The organism is Pyrococcus kukulkanii, from assembly GCF_041647995.1.
Classification (GTDB): Archaea; Methanobacteriota_B; Thermococci; order Thermococcales; family Thermococcaceae; genus Pyrococcus.
Genome location: NZ_JARRIB010000001.1, coordinates 573,215 through 587,989 on the forward strand (window position 1 = coordinate 573,215; position 14,775 = coordinate 587,989).

Here is a 14,775-nt window from a genome sequence, read left to right on the forward strand (position 1 = left end):
ACGATGAAACCCGCTCTATAGATTCACCAAAATCGGGAGATAGTGGCACAAAAAAGAGGAAATTGATATCGTTGCTCTGAATGAGAGGGAAAAGAAAGCTCTCTTCGTTGAAGTGAAGTGGGAAGAGCTGAGTGAGAGGAATGCAAAAAGGATACTTGAGAAATTAGAAAGGAAAGCTGAACTTGTTGGTTTGGAACAATGGAGAAAATCCTATGGCTTAATTGCCAAAAAGATTGGGGAAAAGGAAACGTTAAGGGAAAGAGGTTATCTAGTTTTTGAGTTGAATGATTTCAAAGTAGGGAGAAAGGTACTTGGATAGGCTGTTCTCTGGGTCATTACAATCGTAACATTTTAATTACTTTTGTCCTGTAAACTCAATTAGGTATGGTGGTTAAGCCCGATGACGACGCTCTGCGTCGGAGGGTCTTGAAGACTAAACAGTATTTGGTGCTGTCTCCGTTCAGCCCGAAGGCTGATGAACTGTTGGGTGAGGAACCGGTGGTTCCAATGAACCCAACAGTTGAAGCCAACCTCCCGCACCCCAGGAATTCATTGATAGTGATTACTCATTGAAACGACAGTAGGTGCGGGAGGAAACGGATGCACACTTCCTATTGGGAGGTAACGGGATGGGAGAGGTTGAGGTCGTAATTAAGGTAAAAATCCCGGAAGGTCTCGGAAAAGATTTTGAGGAAATCGTCAGGCGCATGATAGCTGTGGAAGTAACTAAGAAAATAGAGGAGAGAATAAGAGAAGCCGAGAGGCTCATGGAAATCTTCCAAAAATCCCAGATGTCTGAAGAAGATGGGAGAAAACTAGCGGAGGAGCTAGCAGAGGCCATTGCGAGAAGACATGGTGTGTTATGATGAAGGTAGTTCTCGACTACAACGTCGTTTTCTCAGCCCTCTACAACAGAGGAACCGCTCAAGAACTTTTGTGAAAAATCATATATCAAGGACTTTCGAATTCCTTGTGCCAGATTACTTTTGGGAGGAACTGAAGAGGCTCCATGCTAAATTGGTCAAGATCACTCGTCTTAGTCACGAAGAAGTTGAATTCCTCTTAGAGAAAATCGGAGAACAGATAATTACAATTGATAGAGAGGTTTACGAGGACTTCCTAGAAGAAGCAAAAAGAATATGTCCTGATCCCAAGGACGTTCCTTATGTTGCCCTAGCCATGGCCACAGCAACGCCGATTCTGGCAGGTGATAAAAAGTTAACTAGGGAAATTAAGGATAAGGTAAAGATACTCCCCCTGAACGAGGCTGTTAGGATGGTTTAATCCCGTAATTCTCCCTTCATCCTCAAGTACTCTTCCTTACTCAGCGGGAAGTTTTTGGCCGATGCTAAAAAGGAATTTACTAGCTTTACTTGCTGTCTAAAAACCTCGTCGGGATTTTCCTTCAGCTTTTTAACGTAGAGCCTTATGAAGGCCAGTCTTTCCTCCATATCCCGCTTAGAATTTGATTTTAACTCCGAGCCTTCTTGCATATTCATCGAGGGCCCTCCTGTTAATTTTCTCTTTGAAGAGCTCATATAAGAAGAAGGCATCCTCAAAATCTCTGTCCGTGCCTAAGTAAAGCTTGTAGGCTATCTGAAGCTCTATCGGAGATATGTAAATTGCCCTGCCATTGAGCTCAGCTAGAAGCCTATTCTCAAGGGCCTCCCTATGAAACTCATCCTTAGGAAACTTTATCTCTGCATTGGGAATTATCTCCCCTTTTCTGGCCAATCTTATTCCCAATTTTCCCCTAAGCATTTCATAAAGCCCACCACAGTCCTCAGGGTTCAGAAATTCAAAGCCATGTCTTTCTGCCTCCTCACACATTTTAAGGAATTTCTCCCTGGGTAGTTCTTCAATTATGAAGTCAACGTCCTCGGTACCTCGAGAACGACCAAGCAATATCATGACGTATCCACTAACTATGACGTACCTAGCATACCTTCCCACTAAATTCACCACGTCAAGCACGAACTTATCAAGTTCGCTGAGTTCACGCCTAATTATTATTTTGTTGTTCTGAACTTCAATCCCCATATTTAAAACCTCCGCAAATGCTATATTTAAGCAATTTCTCAATCTTGAGAATCAAGCATCTCTTTGAACTCCTCAAGGCTTATCCACTCAACTTTCAACTCAGCACCACAGTGCGGGCACTTAAAAAGCCCCTCGTCCGGAAGGACATCCCAAGGAATGAAGTTGAGACACTTGGGACAATAAGGGCCAAAATCTCCATGCTCGTACTTAACGTCAATATCACACTCAAAGGTTTCTACATCCCCCGTTTCAGTATTTATATCCTTAATCTCCACGGCCACGACTTTGAACTTCCCTCCACAGTGCGGACATTTAAAGACTTCAACCTCACATTTTTCGCTTTCCAAGAACTGTATTGGGTCTTCCTCTACAGCTTTACCGCAGTGGGGACAGATGTAGCCGAACTCGACCAAATAGGCCACGAAATCACCACCCGATTCTTAAACGCACATCCTAGCCCTCTCCCTCTCCTCTTTACTCAACCTCCAGCCCATCGCCCCAAAGTTCTCCTCTATGTGTTCCTTCTTCACGGCCTTTGGAATAGCCACAACATTCTCCTCCCATATCAAATAGTTCAGGGCAACCTGGGCTGCAGTCTTCTTGTACTTCCTCCCTATCTCCGCCAGGCACTGATTCCTCGCCAAAATGCCCTTCTCGAGAGGGGTGTAGGCCATGAGCGTTATCTTTTCCCTCTTCATGTAATCAAGCAAGCCAGTTTCCTCGGGAGTCCTGTCCATAAGCGAGTACTTCACTTGGTTTACAACTATCTCGTACTTCCTCATAGCTTCCTGAGAGCGCTTAAGGAGTTCCAAGTCGAAGTTGCTCACCCCAATGTACCTGATGAGTCCATCATCCACGAGATCCTCCAGCGCGTGAAGGGTTTCCTCTATTTTCCTCCAGTCAGTTCCGGGCCAGTGAAGAAGGTAGAGGTCTATGTAAGTCCCGAGCCTCTTTGCGCTTGCCCTTGCAGCTTTTTTAGCCGATTCATAGCCAAAATGAGTTGGCCAGACCTTGCTGACTATGAAAAGCTCGTCCCTGTCGTAGGGCTTTATGGCCTCTCCAACCAACTCCTCGCTGTGGCCGGCCCCATAAAACTCTGCCGTGTCGATAAGGTTAATGCCCAGCTCTATCCCAAACCTCAACGCCTCAACTGCCTCCTTGTCGTGGGAGTAGTCGGGAATTTCCTTCCCCCCAATTCCCCAGGTTCCCATTCCTATCGCGGTAACCTTGTCATCCCCTATAACCTTGAGATCCTTCATGGAGATCACTCCTCTCTAACAATACCTTGCTTCCAAGTATTTTAGTTATTCTATTAGCCAACTCAAGATCCCAGGGTGCGTTAACGTTCAAAGCGAGCAACGGGTTGTGTAAGATGAAGAATTCTTCACCCTCAACTCCCACCGCGTTCACACCAACTATTGCATATCCCCTGTACACGACGGGATTTAGATCCCTGGGAACTAAACTCAAGGGCAAAACACCGGTCAAGCTTACCCTTCCATCAAACTCCTTCTTCATTTCATAGACGTCTGAGGCCTTAATGAAGGGCAAATCAGAGGAAACGCTTATGAAAGGCCCAAGTTCCCTTAATAGGTAATTAATATCTTCAACGTACCCGGCCCCAGGAGTTTCGATGAATTCAATTCCCTCCTTAGTGCACAGCTCCCTAGTTTTTGGAGTATGCCTAGAAACGGCCACGATACTCTCATCAACTTTGCTAACCTCTTCGTAAACCCTCAGCACCATTGGCACCCCGCCAACCTTCAGAACGGGCTTTTCCTTACCCATTCTCCTTGACCTTCCACCCGCCATTACTACTATCATCACCCAACCTAAGACAGAAAGCTTTATAAACTTCAGCATGCATATGTAACATAAAACTTACATATAAAGGAAAGTTATGAACATAAGGAAGAAGTTGGTAGGTATTGGGGTGCTCCTGCTGGTACTCCTTGGGTTTGTAGTTGGTAGCGTAGCAGCGTACAGGGGAGAGTCTGGGCCTTACCCAGGGGCTCTTCAGCTGAACCTCACCTACACCGGCGAGCTGAGCGAAGAAGAAAAAGAAGCCCTACTCTACATAGTTGAAGAGGAGAAGCTCGCGAGGGACGTTTACTTAACCCTATAGGAGAAGTGCAACCTTACGGTATTCGAGATGATAGCCCAGAGCGAGCAGAGGCACATGGATGCCGTGCTAGTGTTAATAGAGAAGTACAACCTAACGGCACCATTAACGCTGGATGAAGTCGGTGTATTTGAGAACCAAGAGCTCCAGGAGCTCTATAATAAGCTGATAGGCATGACAACAGATAAAGTTGAGGCACTAAAGGTCGCTGATAGAAGAGACCGACATAAAGGATTTAGAGGGGTGGCTCACCAAGGTCGACAACCAAGACATAATTCAGGTGTTCGGGAACCTCATGAAGGGCAGCGAGAACCACTTGAGGGCCTTCGTCAGGAACCTCGAGGTTAGGAGAGTAAGCTACGAGCCCCAAGTGCTAAGTGAAGACCAGGTAAATGAGATCCTTTCAAGTCAGTGGCATGGGCATGCATATGGACATTGCGAAATGTGTAAGGGAGGTATGAAGAGGGGAAGAGGGCCCAAGGCTGCCCCTTCCACTGATTATTAGGTGAGGCTGATGAGAGCCTCAGCACTTTTGAGAGGTATAATCGATTTTTTGCTCACTATAACGTTCATCATAATTGCAATCTCTGGAATAGTCCGTTATTTAGCCCCGAGCGGTAGAATTGCCGAATCCATAGGCTGGACTTTCCTAGGACTAAGTAAGGACTCCTGGGAAACCATACATACCTACCTAGGCTTCGTGATGATCGGCTTAGTCGGCCTCCACCCGCTCATAGGGTTCAACAGCATGATAACGATGCTCAGAATGGATCTGAAAAAGTCAAAGATAGAGGATAGCTGGGATATTTCTATCCTTAATTGTGCTGTCCGCTGGATACATAGCCTTCGCCAACTATACAGCTAAAGAAAGCGAAGATACCTCAGACTCATACGAGGAAGAAAGCCTGATAACCGGCCAAATGCTGAAGTACTATACGGTTCAAGAGCTCGCGGACTACTTCAACGTTTCAGTTGATGCACTAGTAGAAAAACTAAGGGAGAAGGACATTGAGTGCACACCCGAAACCAAGCTTGCGGAGATAGAGTACAAGTATGAGATGGACAGGAGAGAGCTAAAGGCAATGCCTTTACTCAATGAACTTCGTGGATAACCCTTTTCTTCTTTTCCTAAAAAATAATAAGGAGGGCAGTATAGTAGGGAATGATAACCATGGTAAAAGCGGAGGAGCTGGTGACGATCGCGGATGCACTGGCAAACCCGGTCAGACTTAAAATTCTAAAGCTTCTCTGCGAGAAGGAGTGGTACGTTTATGAGCTAGCCAAGGTTCTCGGCATTTCTAGGCAACTCCTGTACCTCCACTTAAGGAAGCTTGAAAAGGCAGGATTGGTGGAGAGCGAGCTTAGATTGGAGGAAGGAGATCCCAGGGCGAAGAAGTATTATAGGGCAAAAAAGTTTAGGATAGTTATAGACAATGAAATGATAAAAGAGCTGGAGATGTGAACATGGCTTGGGAAGGTTCAACCCCAAGCAGTTGGGTTTCTGTAGCTATCGAGCTGATAATTCTCATCGTCTTGATATTCGCAGTTTATCAGGCCAACAAAACTTTAAATGAGCTCAAGCTTGAACTCAACAACCTCAAGAAAATGCTTGAAGATGTAAAGAGGGATACGGAGGAAACCAGGAAAAAGCTTGAAGAGGTTTAATTTCCCCTTATAAACCCTTACAGATGGCTCTCAAAATTTTCTCCTGACATTAAAAACAGATAAAGGATCAAGCCCCAAACTTCTCGGTTCTGTTCATGAGATCCATCATTATGGGCACTATATCGTGGCCCCTTATCCTTCCAAGTCCTCCGCGCATTGCTTCCCTCTCACCAAAGCTCTCCGTGTAGTCTGCCCTGACTCCACCTCCCGCGATCAGGAGGGGCACCGGATCACCGCTGTGATTCTTAACCTCACATGGCGTTGAGTGGTCTCCTGTTATGGCTATAACAACCTCGTCAAGGTTGACGTTGTCAACTATGTAACCTACCATCCTGTCGGCCTTCTCTATCATCTCAGCCTTAAGCTTTGGATTGTTGTCGTGGCCGGCAGCATCAGTGGGCTTGAAGTGGACGAACACGAAGTCGTAGTCCTTCAACAGCTCTACAGCTTTCTTAGCCTTCGCCATCTCATCGGTGTTATACTCTCCTGTTGCGCCCTCGGGGGTGTACACATCGAAGCCTATGGCCCTCGCAACTCCCTTCACTAATGCTACTGCAACAACTGCCCCCGCCTTAACCTTCCACTGCTCTGTGAACTTCATAGGAATATCGGGATAAGTTCCAGCCCCCCTAATCAGGAGGTAGTTTGCGACTGGCTTCCCTTCCTTTCTCCTCTTCTCGTTTATCGGGTGCTTCTCCAAGACCTCGTGAGCCTTCTTTACGAACTCCTCAAGGATTTCGGCAACCTTCTTGCTCTCCTCGTCTTCCCAGTCAAAGTTGTGAGGGGGCTTTCCTTCAACGTGGGGATCGTTCTCCCCGACCTTGTAGCCCTTAGCCATTCCCTTTAAGACGAGGACTGCCCTGTGGCCGGTTGCACCCTTGAAGATGAAGTCAACACCTATATCGACCTGCTCCTGAATGGCCTTGGCGAGCTCGTGGGCCTCCTCCGTGCTAATCCTACCTGCCCTCCTGTCAACTATTATGCCGTTCCCTATGGTTGCGAAATTTACTCTGAAAGCGAGATCGTCTTCATCCAAGTCGAGGCCAACACCCAATGCTTCAAAGAAACCTCTTCCCCTATATGTCTTGTATGGATCGTAGCCGAAGATGCTCAAGTGGGCAGTATCACTTCCGGCAGGCTGGCCAGGCTTTATTGGGTCTTGCTGACCGAGAATTCCGATTTTAGCGAGCTTATCCATGTTCGGAGTGTTGGCGTATTCAAGGGGCGTTTTACCGTTGAATTCCTTTATGGGCCTGTCTCCAAGGCCATCTATAATTATGAGAATTCCCTTCCTCTGCACGTTTATCACCAAGGGTGGATGTAGCATCTGGCTTATTAATTCTTCGAAATCCTTAAAAACTATAATCATGATTATAATAATCATGATTAGAAAATTTGTGAACAGAAAAGAGGAGCTAGAGATCCTTGAGGAGTTGTGGGAGAAGGAAGGCATGACATTTGTTTTAGTGTATGGAAGGAGAAGGGTTGGAAAAACTAGACTCTTAGATGAGTTTTCAAAGGGAAAAGATAGAATATTCATTATATTCGAGGACAAACCTAGAGAATACAACTTCAAGCTGATATCAAGGAAAGTTTCGGAATTCATCGGAATTAACGTGAATATACCAGACTTTCCTTCGCTTTTCAGTCTTCTAAAACGGTTAACAAATAGGAGGATTCTCATAATCTTGGATGAGTTCTCATACTTAATAAAAAAGGAAGGAGGAATCTTGAGCGAACTTGCAAGGGCCATAGAGGAGAATAAAGATCTAAATGCAATGGTAGTTGTTTCCGGCTCCTACGTCTCGCTACTCAAAAGGGAACTGTTCAGGTATTCGAGCCCCATCTACGGAAGGAGCGATGCAAACATAAAGGTTCAGCCCCTAAAATTTAAGCACCTGTTTGAGTGGTTTGATGCAAATGCTGAGGAACTGGTAAAGATATACTCCGTAACCGGGGGCACACCAAAGTACCTAGAATTCTTCAAAGGGGATAACACTGAGGAGGAAATAAAAAACAACTTCTTCAATCCCTCCTCATTTCTCTTTAGAGAAGCCAAAGCCCTGCTTAGTGAAGAGTTAAGGGAACTGTCGGTTTATCTCACGATCTTAGAGGCGATAGCGAGGGGAAACACAAGAATAACCCAGATAGCAAACTTCTGCTATATGAAGGAGAATCAAATAATGCCTTACCTCAGAACCCTCAGCGAGCTTGGAATAATTCGGAAGGTCGTTCCCCTCTTCGGCAAGAGGGGGATATATGAGATCTCTGACAATTACTTCCTATTCTGGTCAAGGTTCGTTAGCCCATACTACGAAGAAATTGAAAGCAACTTCCCCGAGAATGCAATAGAGGACTTCACCAGGAACTTCAACTCATTCCTGGGCAAGCCCTTTGAGGGAATTGCAAGGGAGTTCTTAATTGAAGCAAACAGAAAGGGAGTACTCCCTTTCCAATTCACAAAACTAGGCAGATGGTGGCATAAAGGAGAGGAGATCGACATAGTTGCACTAAATGAAAGGGATAGGAAGGCACTCCTCGTTGAAGTTAAGTGGAGTGACCTGACAAAGAGAAGGATAAAGAAGATACTTAGGGAGCTCGAGAGAAAGGCAAACCTTCTAGGACTTGACGGCTATGAGATACATTTTGGCATAATTGCGAAGAGAGCTGGAGGTAAGGAAGAATTTGAACTGGTCTTTGACCTAAGGGATATAGAAGGGTTAATGCGGGGGAGAGAAAGTGCTTAACCGCAACTTCCTGCTGATTTTGGCCTTAATATTCCTTTCAACGTTCGTACTTGCGAACTCCTACACACCCTACGAGGAGTACTCCATAGCCTCGGTTATACCAGCTGGAAGAGAACCTTTGTAGTCATAAAACACTCCGAATTCATCGTGAGAAGATAGCTGATGAGTGGGTTCTCAGGAGGAATTCCCCGGAGGGGGATTACTATTTCTTTTATTTCTTGGACGAAAACGGGAAAGCCACGTTCCTGGGGAAAAGCTATATGCTCCTTGAAGATCCTCCGGTAGTGGCTGAGATCAACGGAAGTTTTTACGTTCTCCAGCGCAGGGAGAGGCTTATTCCCTACAAAAACATCACGCTAACGGTTGGGGGATCACCCAGGAACTTCACAATTATGGCCAAGAAAATAGAGCTCAAAGTGTACAGGCTTGAGGGGGAATGCTTCAACCCCGTTTGGAACTGCACAGTTTTGAAGTTCGAGAATGGATCTGCAACTTCCAACTGCCCAAAGAACTGGCCAAGCTCGATAAAAACAGAGATGCCCGGTGTTCAAACTACATTCACTTACTCGAACTATAATCCTAAGAAATTCCGAAGCGTGCTCCTTATCTCCAAATCCTTGGTATACTACACTGAGCCCATAAAGACGAAACTTGGCTCGGGAATTCCACCCCTGCTGTTCTATCAGGGAAAGGCAGTAAAGCTTGATACGGAACTTAGAGAAATCCCCACGTGCAAGGAAAGCAACAAATATTGGGTTTTTGTGGTTATTGGTATTGCTCTGTTCACCATAATTGGTATAAAAGGTTTAGCCAGACCTTTTATACCAATTAAGGTCTGGCTAAACCTTAAGCGATGAACAGGGAGGTAATTATAAAACTCCAAAAATTCGCAGAGGAACTGAAAAGCATGTTGGGAGATGATCTAGTAGCCGTTATCATATTTGGATCTGTTCTAAAGTCCAAGAACTTTGATGACGTTGATGTACTCGTTATCACTAAGAATCTCCAGAAACACATCGAAAAAATAAGGGGTATTAGACTAAAATACAGGAAGGAGGTAGGGAGGTTCATAGATCTAAACATAATTAGTCCCGAGAATTTTGATAAGCCCATTGTTTACACCGCTGTTGCATTTGGAGAAATTCTGTACTCTTCCAGCGAATGGAATGCTCTAAAGAGCAAGATAAAGCAGATTGCCAAGGAAAGAAACCTTGAGTACATTGAAAAGGAAGGGAAGCGTGTGAAGAGGTGGAAACTGGCGGAGGTTATAGGCTGAATTCCCGAAGAATGAATTCAGCTATGGCCCTCGCAAGGGGAGGAGGGACGGCCTCACCGACGCTGTCGAACTGAACCCTTCTCCCTCCCAGGAAAACAAAGTCATCGGGAAAGCCCATCAGCCTCGCCTGCTCCCTGACGGTTAACGGCCTGTCCTCGAATGGATGAACGAACCTGCTGTTTCCCCTAACGGTTGGAGCGGGCTTGTAGGGATGAAGCCTTATCCAGTTCTGGAACCTTCCGAACCTCTGTGCAGCTTGACCCCACTTAAGGTAAGGTATCTTCCTTCTGACCTTTCCCGGAGGGTTCCAGAGCTCGTTGTTTGGGGCATCTATAGGAACGTCCTTGAGAACGTCCCAAACCTTCTTGGGGCCCTTAACCTTCCTGGGCTTGAGCTCTATGTTTGATATGAATACTCTCCTCCTGATCTGGGGAGCACCATAATCTAAAGCGTTCAGGACGTTGAAGTAAACATCGTACCCAGCCTTCTCAAACTCCTTCCTTAAGTACTCCTCGACTTCCATGATCTGGGGAACATTCTCCATGACGAAGACCTTGGGCTTTAGAACCTTAACGAACCTGATGAACTCCAAAACTAGCCTTCCAATGGGATCCCTGTACAGCCTGTCCCTAGGCTCTTCCATTCTCCTCTGGCTTATAGCAGTGAACGGCTCACATGGAGGCCCTCCAATTACAACATCAACATTCCCAAACTCCCTGGGATCTACCAGCTTTATATCCTGGGCTACAACTTTGACCCCAGGGAAGTTATAGGAGTAAGTCTTGGCCTTGGGCTTGAAGTTCTCTACCGCACCAACGATCTCGAACCCAGAAAGTTTAAAGCCGAGAGAAAAGCCCCCAGCTCCGGCAAATAAATCCAAAACCCTCATTTCTTTATCGCCTTTTCCCAGGCATCAAGGACTTCCTTGGCCCTCTCGAATATCTTCTTTGCCGCCTCCTCTAGGGCCTGCTCAGGGGTAACCTTCCCGTCCGTAACTACCCTGAATCTCGGCTTCCTCGCCATTGTTATCGGGTGCTCTATCGTGTAAGCCGTGAACTTGACGTGAGGGTTCTCTCTAAGGGTCTCCACTAGCAAGTTGGCGAACGTGTGATCCTCACCCTCCAAGTAAAATTCAAGCAAGTTCTCCTCTTTCTTTATGACCTCTATCTTCATCCTCCTCACCCTCAAGGTGCCTTAAGAGTTCCTCTAAGGCCTGCTCCTTGTTCTTTATTAGTTCGTATTTAAACTTATCCTCCTTATACTCGGCCAACCCCAAATCGACGAGAAGGTCAAGGAGCTCTTCGGGGTCGATGTCATAAACAACAGAGACAGGAGCAACTACCTCCCTGATCTGCCTTGTAGTCTGTAGGGCTATCTGGTTCACGACCTCGCTGAGCTTCTTCACGAGCTCGACGATCTCCCTCCAAGGCATTGAAGTCTTTATGTACTCATCCTTCACTTCAACCCTCTCTCCAAGCAACTCTAGGGTTCTTATTAGAATAGGAAGGGAAACGTTGGCGCTTGCCTCCCTGAATATATCGTCAGGATAGTACGTGAAGAGCCCCTGTCTGTCAGGATAGAGCCTCCCTCTAACCCTCTTGTGGGCCTCCCTAATGGCCCTTAAAGCTTCTCTTATCTCATCCTTGGTTCCCTGAACGTTGACCTTAAGGGAGTTCAGCTTGCCGTGGATGTACACGAATGCAGAGAGATTTAATCTCTGAACCTCCTTCATGAACTCCTCCTTCTCAACGTCATCCCTCACGTGGATGACTATGACCTTCTTGGCCCTCATAGTTTCACCTTCCTGTAGAGTGTGGAAAGCTTTCTCGTCTCGACGTTCCCGCACTTCGGGCAGACGAGCTGGTTGCCCTTTCTAACTAGCGGAGTCCTGCACTTCGAGCAGAGGGCGTAGACAACCCCAAGGTCGGGATCCTTTGTCGTCAGCTGGATCGGGCTTTTCTCATCGGTTATGACCTTTGCCCTTACTATGTCCCCTATCTTGAACTCGTTCCTCAAATCCTCAACGAAGCCGTCCTTGACCTGAGAGATGTGTATTCCGGCGAGCTTTGATGTCGCTATCTCCCTGTTATCCCTACCTTCGATCTTTATCATCCTCAGAAGGACAGCCTGTTGCTTAACGTCTATGACCCTCGCGTACACTATGTCCCCCACTTTTGGAATTGGCGGTGTTGAGGAGGCTGGCTCGAGGCTTATCTCTATCTTGTCCTTGTCTATCTTAACCCAGCCGGCCCTTGCCGAATAGAGGTTACCGTCCTCGACTATGACCCCATCCCCAGGAAGGTACTCCTCTATTACACCCAGGTAGTCCCCAGGAAGAACGAAATCTCCCTCCTTCACTGTCCTCCTCTTTTGCTCCTCATCCAACTTCCTCTCCCTCCCACCATTTTATCTCTACCACTGACTTTAAACCTTCTTCCCTCCTCAATTTCCCTCCTAATCAGCGAGGCCTCATTGAGGACATCTCTCGCATTGAAAACTTTCGCAATCCTTTCTACAGCCTCAAGCTTTCTGATTATCCCATCTAGCCAAGTAAACACGTCCCCGGGGTATACTATCAGCCCATAGACTTTCCTGAAGTACTCTGATATCTTTGAGGGTTCTCTTCCCTCAATCCTTAGATCCACGATTTTTCTCGCTATCCTCTCCATTGCAAACTCCGTGCAGTCCTGCTCGGGGCAGTTGAAGAAGTCCTGATAAATCAAGAACAGTCTATCCGCCGCGTTTGGACTGATCTCCGGGATTATCTTGTCGAGCTCCTCAAGGACAGCTGCGAATGAACTGGAGAACAGGTTGGAGCTTATCCTGCCCCTTACTGCGGATTCTATTTCCCTCTGAAGGAAGCCGGGAAGGTAAACGTTCTCGAAGGAGAAGAGCTTTATCGCGATGCCCAGGGGATCTATCTTTCCAAGGTTCTCCCTTATGAATTCCGCTTCACTTGGGAGGAGGAAGCTCATACTTACGGCTCTCCCGTAGGGAGTAACTTCAACCCTAGAGCCCTTAACCCTGATCATCTCCTTCTCCTCGAGCCTCTTAAGCACTTCAGAGGCACTTTCGCTGGCCCCTAACGTTAGGGAGTGGACTTCCTCTATGACCCTGAGATTATTAAAAACGCAGGCATGAGCCAAAACATTGTCCTCCTCGAGCTCCTCTCCCCACTCAACGACTACGGGTTCTATAGAGGAGGTTAGTAGCTTTAAGGCTATTTCATCCTCAGTCCCTTCCATCTGGGCCGAATACTTTCTCCCGGGCTCGACTATTAAATAGACCTTGCCCTTCTCATGATACATCGGCCTTCCTGCTCTTCCTAGCATCTGGTGGAACTCCCTCACGGTCAGCCACTTGTTTCCCATGGCGAGGCTTTCAAATATCACTTGGCTCGCGGGGAAGTCAACTCCAGCTCCCAGGGCTGCTGTTGTAACCACTACATCTATCATCTGGGCCTGAAACTCCATTTCCGTTATCTTTCTCTGCTTGTATGGCAATCCCGAATGGTAGGGCTTAGCTTTTAGACCCTTACCGGTTAGGAAAGAAGCAAGCTCGTGGCACCTCTTCCTTGAGAACGTGAAAACTATCGTCTGCCCCTTGAAGCCCTTCTCGCTCTTTCTCATCGCCTCAGCTCTGCAGAGCTTTGCTATGTGCCTCCACTTCTCACTCTCATTCCTTGCTATTATTATATGCCTCTCTAGATCTACCGGTCTTTCATCGTAAAGGACAAGCTTCATACCTAGAGACTTTGCAAGCTCCTCCGGATTTCCAATTGTAGCGGAGAGCCCTATGAACTGAGCTCTTGGATAGAGCCTCCTGAGCCTCGCGATGAGACCATCTAAACGGGGCCCTCTCTCCTCATCATCTATCATATGGATTTCATCTATAACCACCGTTCCAACGTTGCCTATTCTCTTTCCGGCTCTCAAGAGGTAGTCAATCCCCTCGTAGGTTCCCACTATTATGTCCGCATCTATTCCTGTGTCAACAACTATTGGTTCTTCCTTTGTCTTAATCCTGCTCATCCCAACCCTTATCGCCACCTTAAGACCGAGCTTAGAGTACCTCCTCTTGAAGTCCTCGTACTTCTGGTTAGCTAGGGCAACCAAGGGAACTAAGAATAGCATCTTCTTGCCCTCAAGGGCCTTAGGAACCCCAGCCAGCTCGCCTATAAGCGTTTTGCCGCTCGCCGTGGCTGAAACCACGAGGAGGTTTTCCCCCTCAAGGAGGCCCTTCTTTACTGCGAGAACTTGAACGGGCAAGAGCTCTTTTATTCCCTCAAGTTTGAGGACATCCTTGAACTTCTCCGGAATGTTCAGGTGGTCGACGGTCATCCTCTCAACCTTAACGTGCTTGGCCTTGAGCTCGTCCCACTTAGTAACTTCCGGATGCTCTGTTGGATCAAATCTTGGATCAAAGGCGTAGAGCACCTTATCTAGATCTTTGAACTTCTCAAGGAGCTTTTTGGCCTGCTCAAACATTCCTATTGAATTAAACCTCATCCTAAGCTCTGCCTTAAGCTCTTCCTCGGCACAACGCTCGCAGATGTACTCGTCCCTGTACTTTATCCTGCTACCCTCTGTAAGAACCGTTATCTCCCCTCTTATCAAGCACAGCCTGCATAGACTTGCCTTTTCAACGTTCTTATTCATGAGCTTTCTCTTGAAGTACTCTTCCCATTCCTGGGCATCTGCTAGGATTATCCTAGAGCTCCTCAGCATCTTTTCGATCTCTTTAGGATTCCTGTATTGGCTGCCCTCGAGAACCTTAAACAGCCTGTTATCGCGCATTATCAACCTTAAAACGTGATCAGCCTTAACGTTCCTTATTTGAGATATCTTTTCCGGAGGATTTTCAATAACGAAAGCCTCAAGCTCACCCTTTTTTCTTCCCTTCCTTATTACGAACAGCATCTCACC

23 protein-coding genes and 2 pseudogenes are annotated in these 14,775 nt (G+C 46.7%); 14 read left to right on the top strand and 11 right to left on the bottom strand.

Going from position 1 to position 14,775, the window contains the following annotated elements; all coding sequences use genetic code 11:
- Positions 1-55: 55 nt before the first annotated feature.
- From P8X24_RS03475 to P8X24_RS03490, 4 genes and pseudogenes are all read left to right on the top strand, one after another.
- Positions 56-319: pseudogene (locus P8X24_RS03475) on the top strand (DUF234 domain-containing protein); the annotation flags it as partial.
- A gap of 65 nt (positions 320-384) precedes the next feature.
- A complete protein-coding gene (locus P8X24_RS03480) occupies positions 385-573 on the top strand; it encodes a hypothetical protein (RefSeq protein WP_372914071.1) in 189 nt (62 codons plus the stop codon).
- 56 nt (positions 574-629) lie between these two features.
- Entirely contained in the window at positions 630-866 is a 237-nt protein-coding gene (locus P8X24_RS03485) for a hypothetical protein (RefSeq protein WP_372914072.1), read from the top strand.
- Between the two features lie 106 nt (positions 867-972).
- Positions 973-1,284, top strand: a complete 312-nt coding sequence (locus tag P8X24_RS03490; RefSeq protein WP_372914073.1) for a PIN domain-containing protein — start codon at positions 973-975, stop codon at positions 1,282-1,284.
- Here P8X24_RS03490 and P8X24_RS03495 read toward each other — a convergent pair.
- The 5 genes from P8X24_RS03495 to P8X24_RS03515 are packed head-to-tail and all read right to left on the bottom strand — an operon-like array spanning position 1,281 to position 3,864.
- Positions 1,281-1,451 (bottom strand): hypothetical protein, encoded by a 171-nt coding sequence (locus tag P8X24_RS03495; protein WP_372914074.1) that lies wholly within the window; start codon positions 1,449-1,451, stop codon positions 1,281-1,283. The two genes, P8X24_RS03490 and P8X24_RS03495, sit on opposite strands and share 4 nt — an antisense overlap.
- 7 nt (positions 1,452-1,458) lie before the next feature.
- Positions 1,459-2,040, bottom strand: coding sequence for a hypothetical protein (locus P8X24_RS03500; protein WP_372914075.1), 582 nt, complete (start codon positions 2,038-2,040; stop codon positions 1,459-1,461).
- A gap of 38 nt (positions 2,041-2,078) precedes the next feature.
- A complete protein-coding gene (locus P8X24_RS03505; RefSeq protein ID WP_372914076.1) occupies positions 2,079-2,462 on the bottom strand; it encodes a hypothetical protein in 384 nt (127 codons plus the stop codon).
- A gap of 18 nt (positions 2,463-2,480) precedes the next feature.
- Positions 2,481-3,299 carry an aldo/keto reductase gene (locus P8X24_RS03510; RefSeq protein ID WP_372914077.1) on the bottom strand — a complete coding sequence of 273 codons (819 nt, stop codon included), beginning with the start codon at positions 3,297-3,299 and terminating at the stop codon, positions 2,481-2,483.
- Positions 3,271-3,864 (bottom strand): NTP transferase domain-containing protein, encoded by a 594-nt coding sequence (locus P8X24_RS03515; RefSeq protein WP_372914078.1) that lies wholly within the window; start codon positions 3,862-3,864, stop codon positions 3,271-3,273. Before P8X24_RS03515 ends, P8X24_RS03510 begins: the two co-directional genes overlap by 29 nt.
- Before the next feature lie 76 nt (positions 3,865-3,940).
- Between P8X24_RS03515 and P8X24_RS03520 the strand changes: the two genes are divergently transcribed.
- The 6 genes and pseudogenes from P8X24_RS03520 to P8X24_RS03545 all read left to right on the top strand — a co-directional run bounded on the left by P8X24_RS03520 (position 3,941) and on the right by P8X24_RS03545 (position 5,827).
- Positions 3,941-4,165 (top strand): hypothetical protein, encoded by a 225-nt coding sequence (locus P8X24_RS03520; RefSeq protein ID WP_372914079.1) that lies wholly within the window; start codon positions 3,941-3,943, stop codon positions 4,163-4,165.
- Positions 4,166-4,219: 54 nt separating this feature from the next.
- Positions 4,220-4,667, top strand: a pseudogene (locus tag P8X24_RS03525) (DUF2202 domain-containing protein).
- 9 nt (positions 4,668-4,676) lie between these two features.
- On the top strand, positions 4,677-5,027 hold the full coding sequence (locus tag P8X24_RS03530) for a DUF4405 domain-containing protein (protein ID WP_372914080.1): 351 nt from the start codon (positions 4,677-4,679) through the stop codon (positions 5,025-5,027).
- Positions 5,028-5,082: 55 nt separating this feature from the next.
- The gene (locus P8X24_RS03535) at positions 5,083-5,274 is read left to right on the top strand and encodes a hypothetical protein (protein ID WP_372914081.1); all 192 of its coding nucleotides are present in this window, start codon (positions 5,083-5,085) and stop codon (positions 5,272-5,274) included.
- Between the two features lie 50 nt (positions 5,275-5,324).
- Positions 5,325-5,624: an ArsR/SmtB family transcription factor gene (locus P8X24_RS03540; RefSeq protein ID WP_372914082.1), complete on the top strand. Its 300-nt coding sequence runs from the start codon at positions 5,325-5,327 to the stop codon at positions 5,622-5,624.
- A gap of 2 nt (positions 5,625-5,626) precedes the next feature.
- Positions 5,627-5,827: a hypothetical protein gene (locus P8X24_RS03545; protein ID WP_372914083.1), complete on the top strand. Its 201-nt coding sequence runs from the start codon at positions 5,627-5,629 to the stop codon at positions 5,825-5,827.
- A 67-nt stretch (positions 5,828-5,894) separates the two neighbouring features.
- On the opposite strand, the gene P8X24_RS03550 is transcribed toward P8X24_RS03545, so the two are convergent.
- Positions 5,895-7,154 carry a 2,3-bisphosphoglycerate-independent phosphoglycerate mutase gene (locus tag P8X24_RS03550; RefSeq protein ID WP_372914190.1) on the bottom strand — a complete coding sequence of 420 codons (1,260 nt, stop codon included), beginning with the start codon at positions 7,152-7,154 and terminating at the stop codon, positions 5,895-5,897.
- A 55-nt stretch (positions 7,155-7,209) separates the two neighbouring features.
- Here P8X24_RS03550 and P8X24_RS03555 point away from each other — a divergent pair, with 55 nt between their 5' ends.
- From P8X24_RS03555 to P8X24_RS03570, 4 genes are all read left to right on the top strand, one after another.
- The gene (locus P8X24_RS03555) at positions 7,210-8,574 is read left to right on the top strand and encodes an ATP-binding protein (RefSeq protein ID WP_372914084.1); all 1,365 of its coding nucleotides are present in this window, start codon (positions 7,210-7,212) and stop codon (positions 8,572-8,574) included.
- Positions 8,567-8,698: a hypothetical protein gene (locus P8X24_RS03560; RefSeq protein ID WP_372914085.1), complete on the top strand. Its 132-nt coding sequence runs from the start codon at positions 8,567-8,569 to the stop codon at positions 8,696-8,698. Before P8X24_RS03555 ends, P8X24_RS03560 begins: the two co-directional genes overlap by 8 nt.
- Before the next feature lie 136 nt (positions 8,699-8,834).
- The gene (locus tag P8X24_RS03565) at positions 8,835-9,431 is read left to right on the top strand and encodes a hypothetical protein (protein ID WP_372914086.1); all 597 of its coding nucleotides are present in this window, start codon (positions 8,835-8,837) and stop codon (positions 9,429-9,431) included.
- On the top strand, positions 9,428-9,850 hold the full coding sequence (locus P8X24_RS03570; RefSeq protein WP_372883386.1) for a nucleotidyltransferase domain-containing protein: 423 nt from the start codon (positions 9,428-9,430) through the stop codon (positions 9,848-9,850). The genes P8X24_RS03565 and P8X24_RS03570 overlap by 4 nt, the downstream gene beginning before the upstream one ends.
- Here P8X24_RS03570 and P8X24_RS03575 read toward each other — a convergent pair.
- Genes P8X24_RS03575 through P8X24_RS03595 form a run of 5 tightly spaced genes read right to left on the bottom strand, consistent with a single transcriptional unit; the run spans position 9,840 to position 14,769 of the window.
- On the bottom strand, positions 9,840-10,739 hold the full coding sequence (locus tag P8X24_RS03575) for a DNA cytosine methyltransferase (protein ID WP_372883387.1): 900 nt from the start codon (positions 10,737-10,739) through the stop codon (positions 9,840-9,842). The two genes, P8X24_RS03570 and P8X24_RS03575, sit on opposite strands and share 11 nt — an antisense overlap.
- Positions 10,736-11,023, bottom strand: a complete 288-nt coding sequence (locus tag P8X24_RS03580; RefSeq protein WP_068322667.1) for a DNA-directed RNA polymerase subunit L — start codon at positions 11,021-11,023, stop codon at positions 10,736-10,738. The genes P8X24_RS03575 and P8X24_RS03580 overlap by 4 nt, the downstream gene beginning before the upstream one ends.
- Positions 10,983-11,642 carry a DUF2067 family protein gene (locus P8X24_RS03585; RefSeq protein WP_372883388.1) on the bottom strand — a complete coding sequence of 220 codons (660 nt, stop codon included), beginning with the start codon at positions 11,640-11,642 and terminating at the stop codon, positions 10,983-10,985. The genes P8X24_RS03580 and P8X24_RS03585 overlap by 41 nt, the downstream gene beginning before the upstream one ends.
- Positions 11,639-12,235, bottom strand: coding sequence for an exosome complex RNA-binding protein Csl4 (locus P8X24_RS03590; protein WP_372914087.1), 597 nt, complete (start codon positions 12,233-12,235; stop codon positions 11,639-11,641). The genes P8X24_RS03585 and P8X24_RS03590 overlap by 4 nt, the downstream gene beginning before the upstream one ends.
- Positions 12,205-14,769: a DEAD/DEAH box helicase gene (locus tag P8X24_RS03595; RefSeq protein ID WP_372914088.1), complete on the bottom strand. Its 2,565-nt coding sequence runs from the start codon at positions 14,767-14,769 to the stop codon at positions 12,205-12,207. The genes P8X24_RS03590 and P8X24_RS03595 overlap by 31 nt, the downstream gene beginning before the upstream one ends.
- Positions 14,770-14,775: the final 6 nt, after the last annotated feature.

Coding starts and splice junctions, on each gene's coding strand:
- P8X24_RS03480 (WP_372914071.1), top strand. CDS start 385: ATGGTGGTTAAGCCCGATGACGACGCTCTGCGTCGGAGGGTCTTGAAG.
- P8X24_RS03485 (WP_372914072.1), top strand. CDS start 630: ATGGGAGAGGTTGAGGTCGTAATTAAGGTAAAAATCCCGGAAGGTCTC.
- P8X24_RS03495 (WP_372914074.1), bottom strand. CDS start 1,451: ATGGAGGAAAGACTGGCCTTCATAAGGCTCTACGTTAAAAAGCTGAAG.
- P8X24_RS03500 (WP_372914075.1), bottom strand. CDS start 2,040: ATGGGGATTGAAGTTCAGAACAACAAAATAATAATTAGGCGTGAACTC.
- P8X24_RS03510 (WP_372914077.1), bottom strand. CDS start 3,299: ATGAAGGATCTCAAGGTTATAGGGGATGACAAGGTTACCGCGATAGGA.
- P8X24_RS03515 (WP_372914078.1), bottom strand. CDS start 3,864: ATGATAGTAGTAATGGCGGGTGGAAGGTCAAGGAGAATGGGTAAGGAA.
- P8X24_RS03520 (WP_372914079.1), top strand. CDS start 3,941: ATGAACATAAGGAAGAAGTTGGTAGGTATTGGGGTGCTCCTGCTGGTA.
- P8X24_RS03530 (WP_372914080.1), top strand. CDS start 4,677: ATGAGAGCCTCAGCACTTTTGAGAGGTATAATCGATTTTTTGCTCACT.
- P8X24_RS03535 (WP_372914081.1), top strand. CDS start 5,083: ATGCTGAAGTACTATACGGTTCAAGAGCTCGCGGACTACTTCAACGTT.
- P8X24_RS03540 (WP_372914082.1), top strand. CDS start 5,325: ATGATAACCATGGTAAAAGCGGAGGAGCTGGTGACGATCGCGGATGCA.
- P8X24_RS03545 (WP_372914083.1), top strand. CDS start 5,627: ATGGCTTGGGAAGGTTCAACCCCAAGCAGTTGGGTTTCTGTAGCTATC.
- P8X24_RS03550 (WP_372914190.1), bottom strand. CDS start 7,154: ATGCTACATCCACCCTTGGTGATAAACGTGCAGAGGAAGGGAATTCTC.
- P8X24_RS03555 (WP_372914084.1), top strand. CDS start 7,210: ATGATTAGAAAATTTGTGAACAGAAAAGAGGAGCTAGAGATCCTTGAG.
- P8X24_RS03565 (WP_372914086.1), top strand. CDS start 8,835: ATGCTCCTTGAAGATCCTCCGGTAGTGGCTGAGATCAACGGAAGTTTT.
- P8X24_RS03570 (WP_372883386.1), top strand. CDS start 9,428: ATGAACAGGGAGGTAATTATAAAACTCCAAAAATTCGCAGAGGAACTG.
- P8X24_RS03575 (WP_372883387.1), bottom strand. CDS start 10,739: ATGAGGGTTTTGGATTTATTTGCCGGAGCTGGGGGCTTTTCTCTCGGC.
- P8X24_RS03580 (WP_068322667.1), bottom strand. CDS start 11,023: ATGAAGATAGAGGTCATAAAGAAAGAGGAGAACTTGCTTGAATTTTAC.
- P8X24_RS03585 (WP_372883388.1), bottom strand. CDS start 11,642: ATGAGGGCCAAGAAGGTCATAGTCATCCACGTGAGGGATGACGTTGAG.
- P8X24_RS03595 (WP_372914088.1), bottom strand. CDS start 14,769: ATGCTGTTCGTAATAAGGAAGGGAAGAAAAAAGGGTGAGCTTGAGGCT.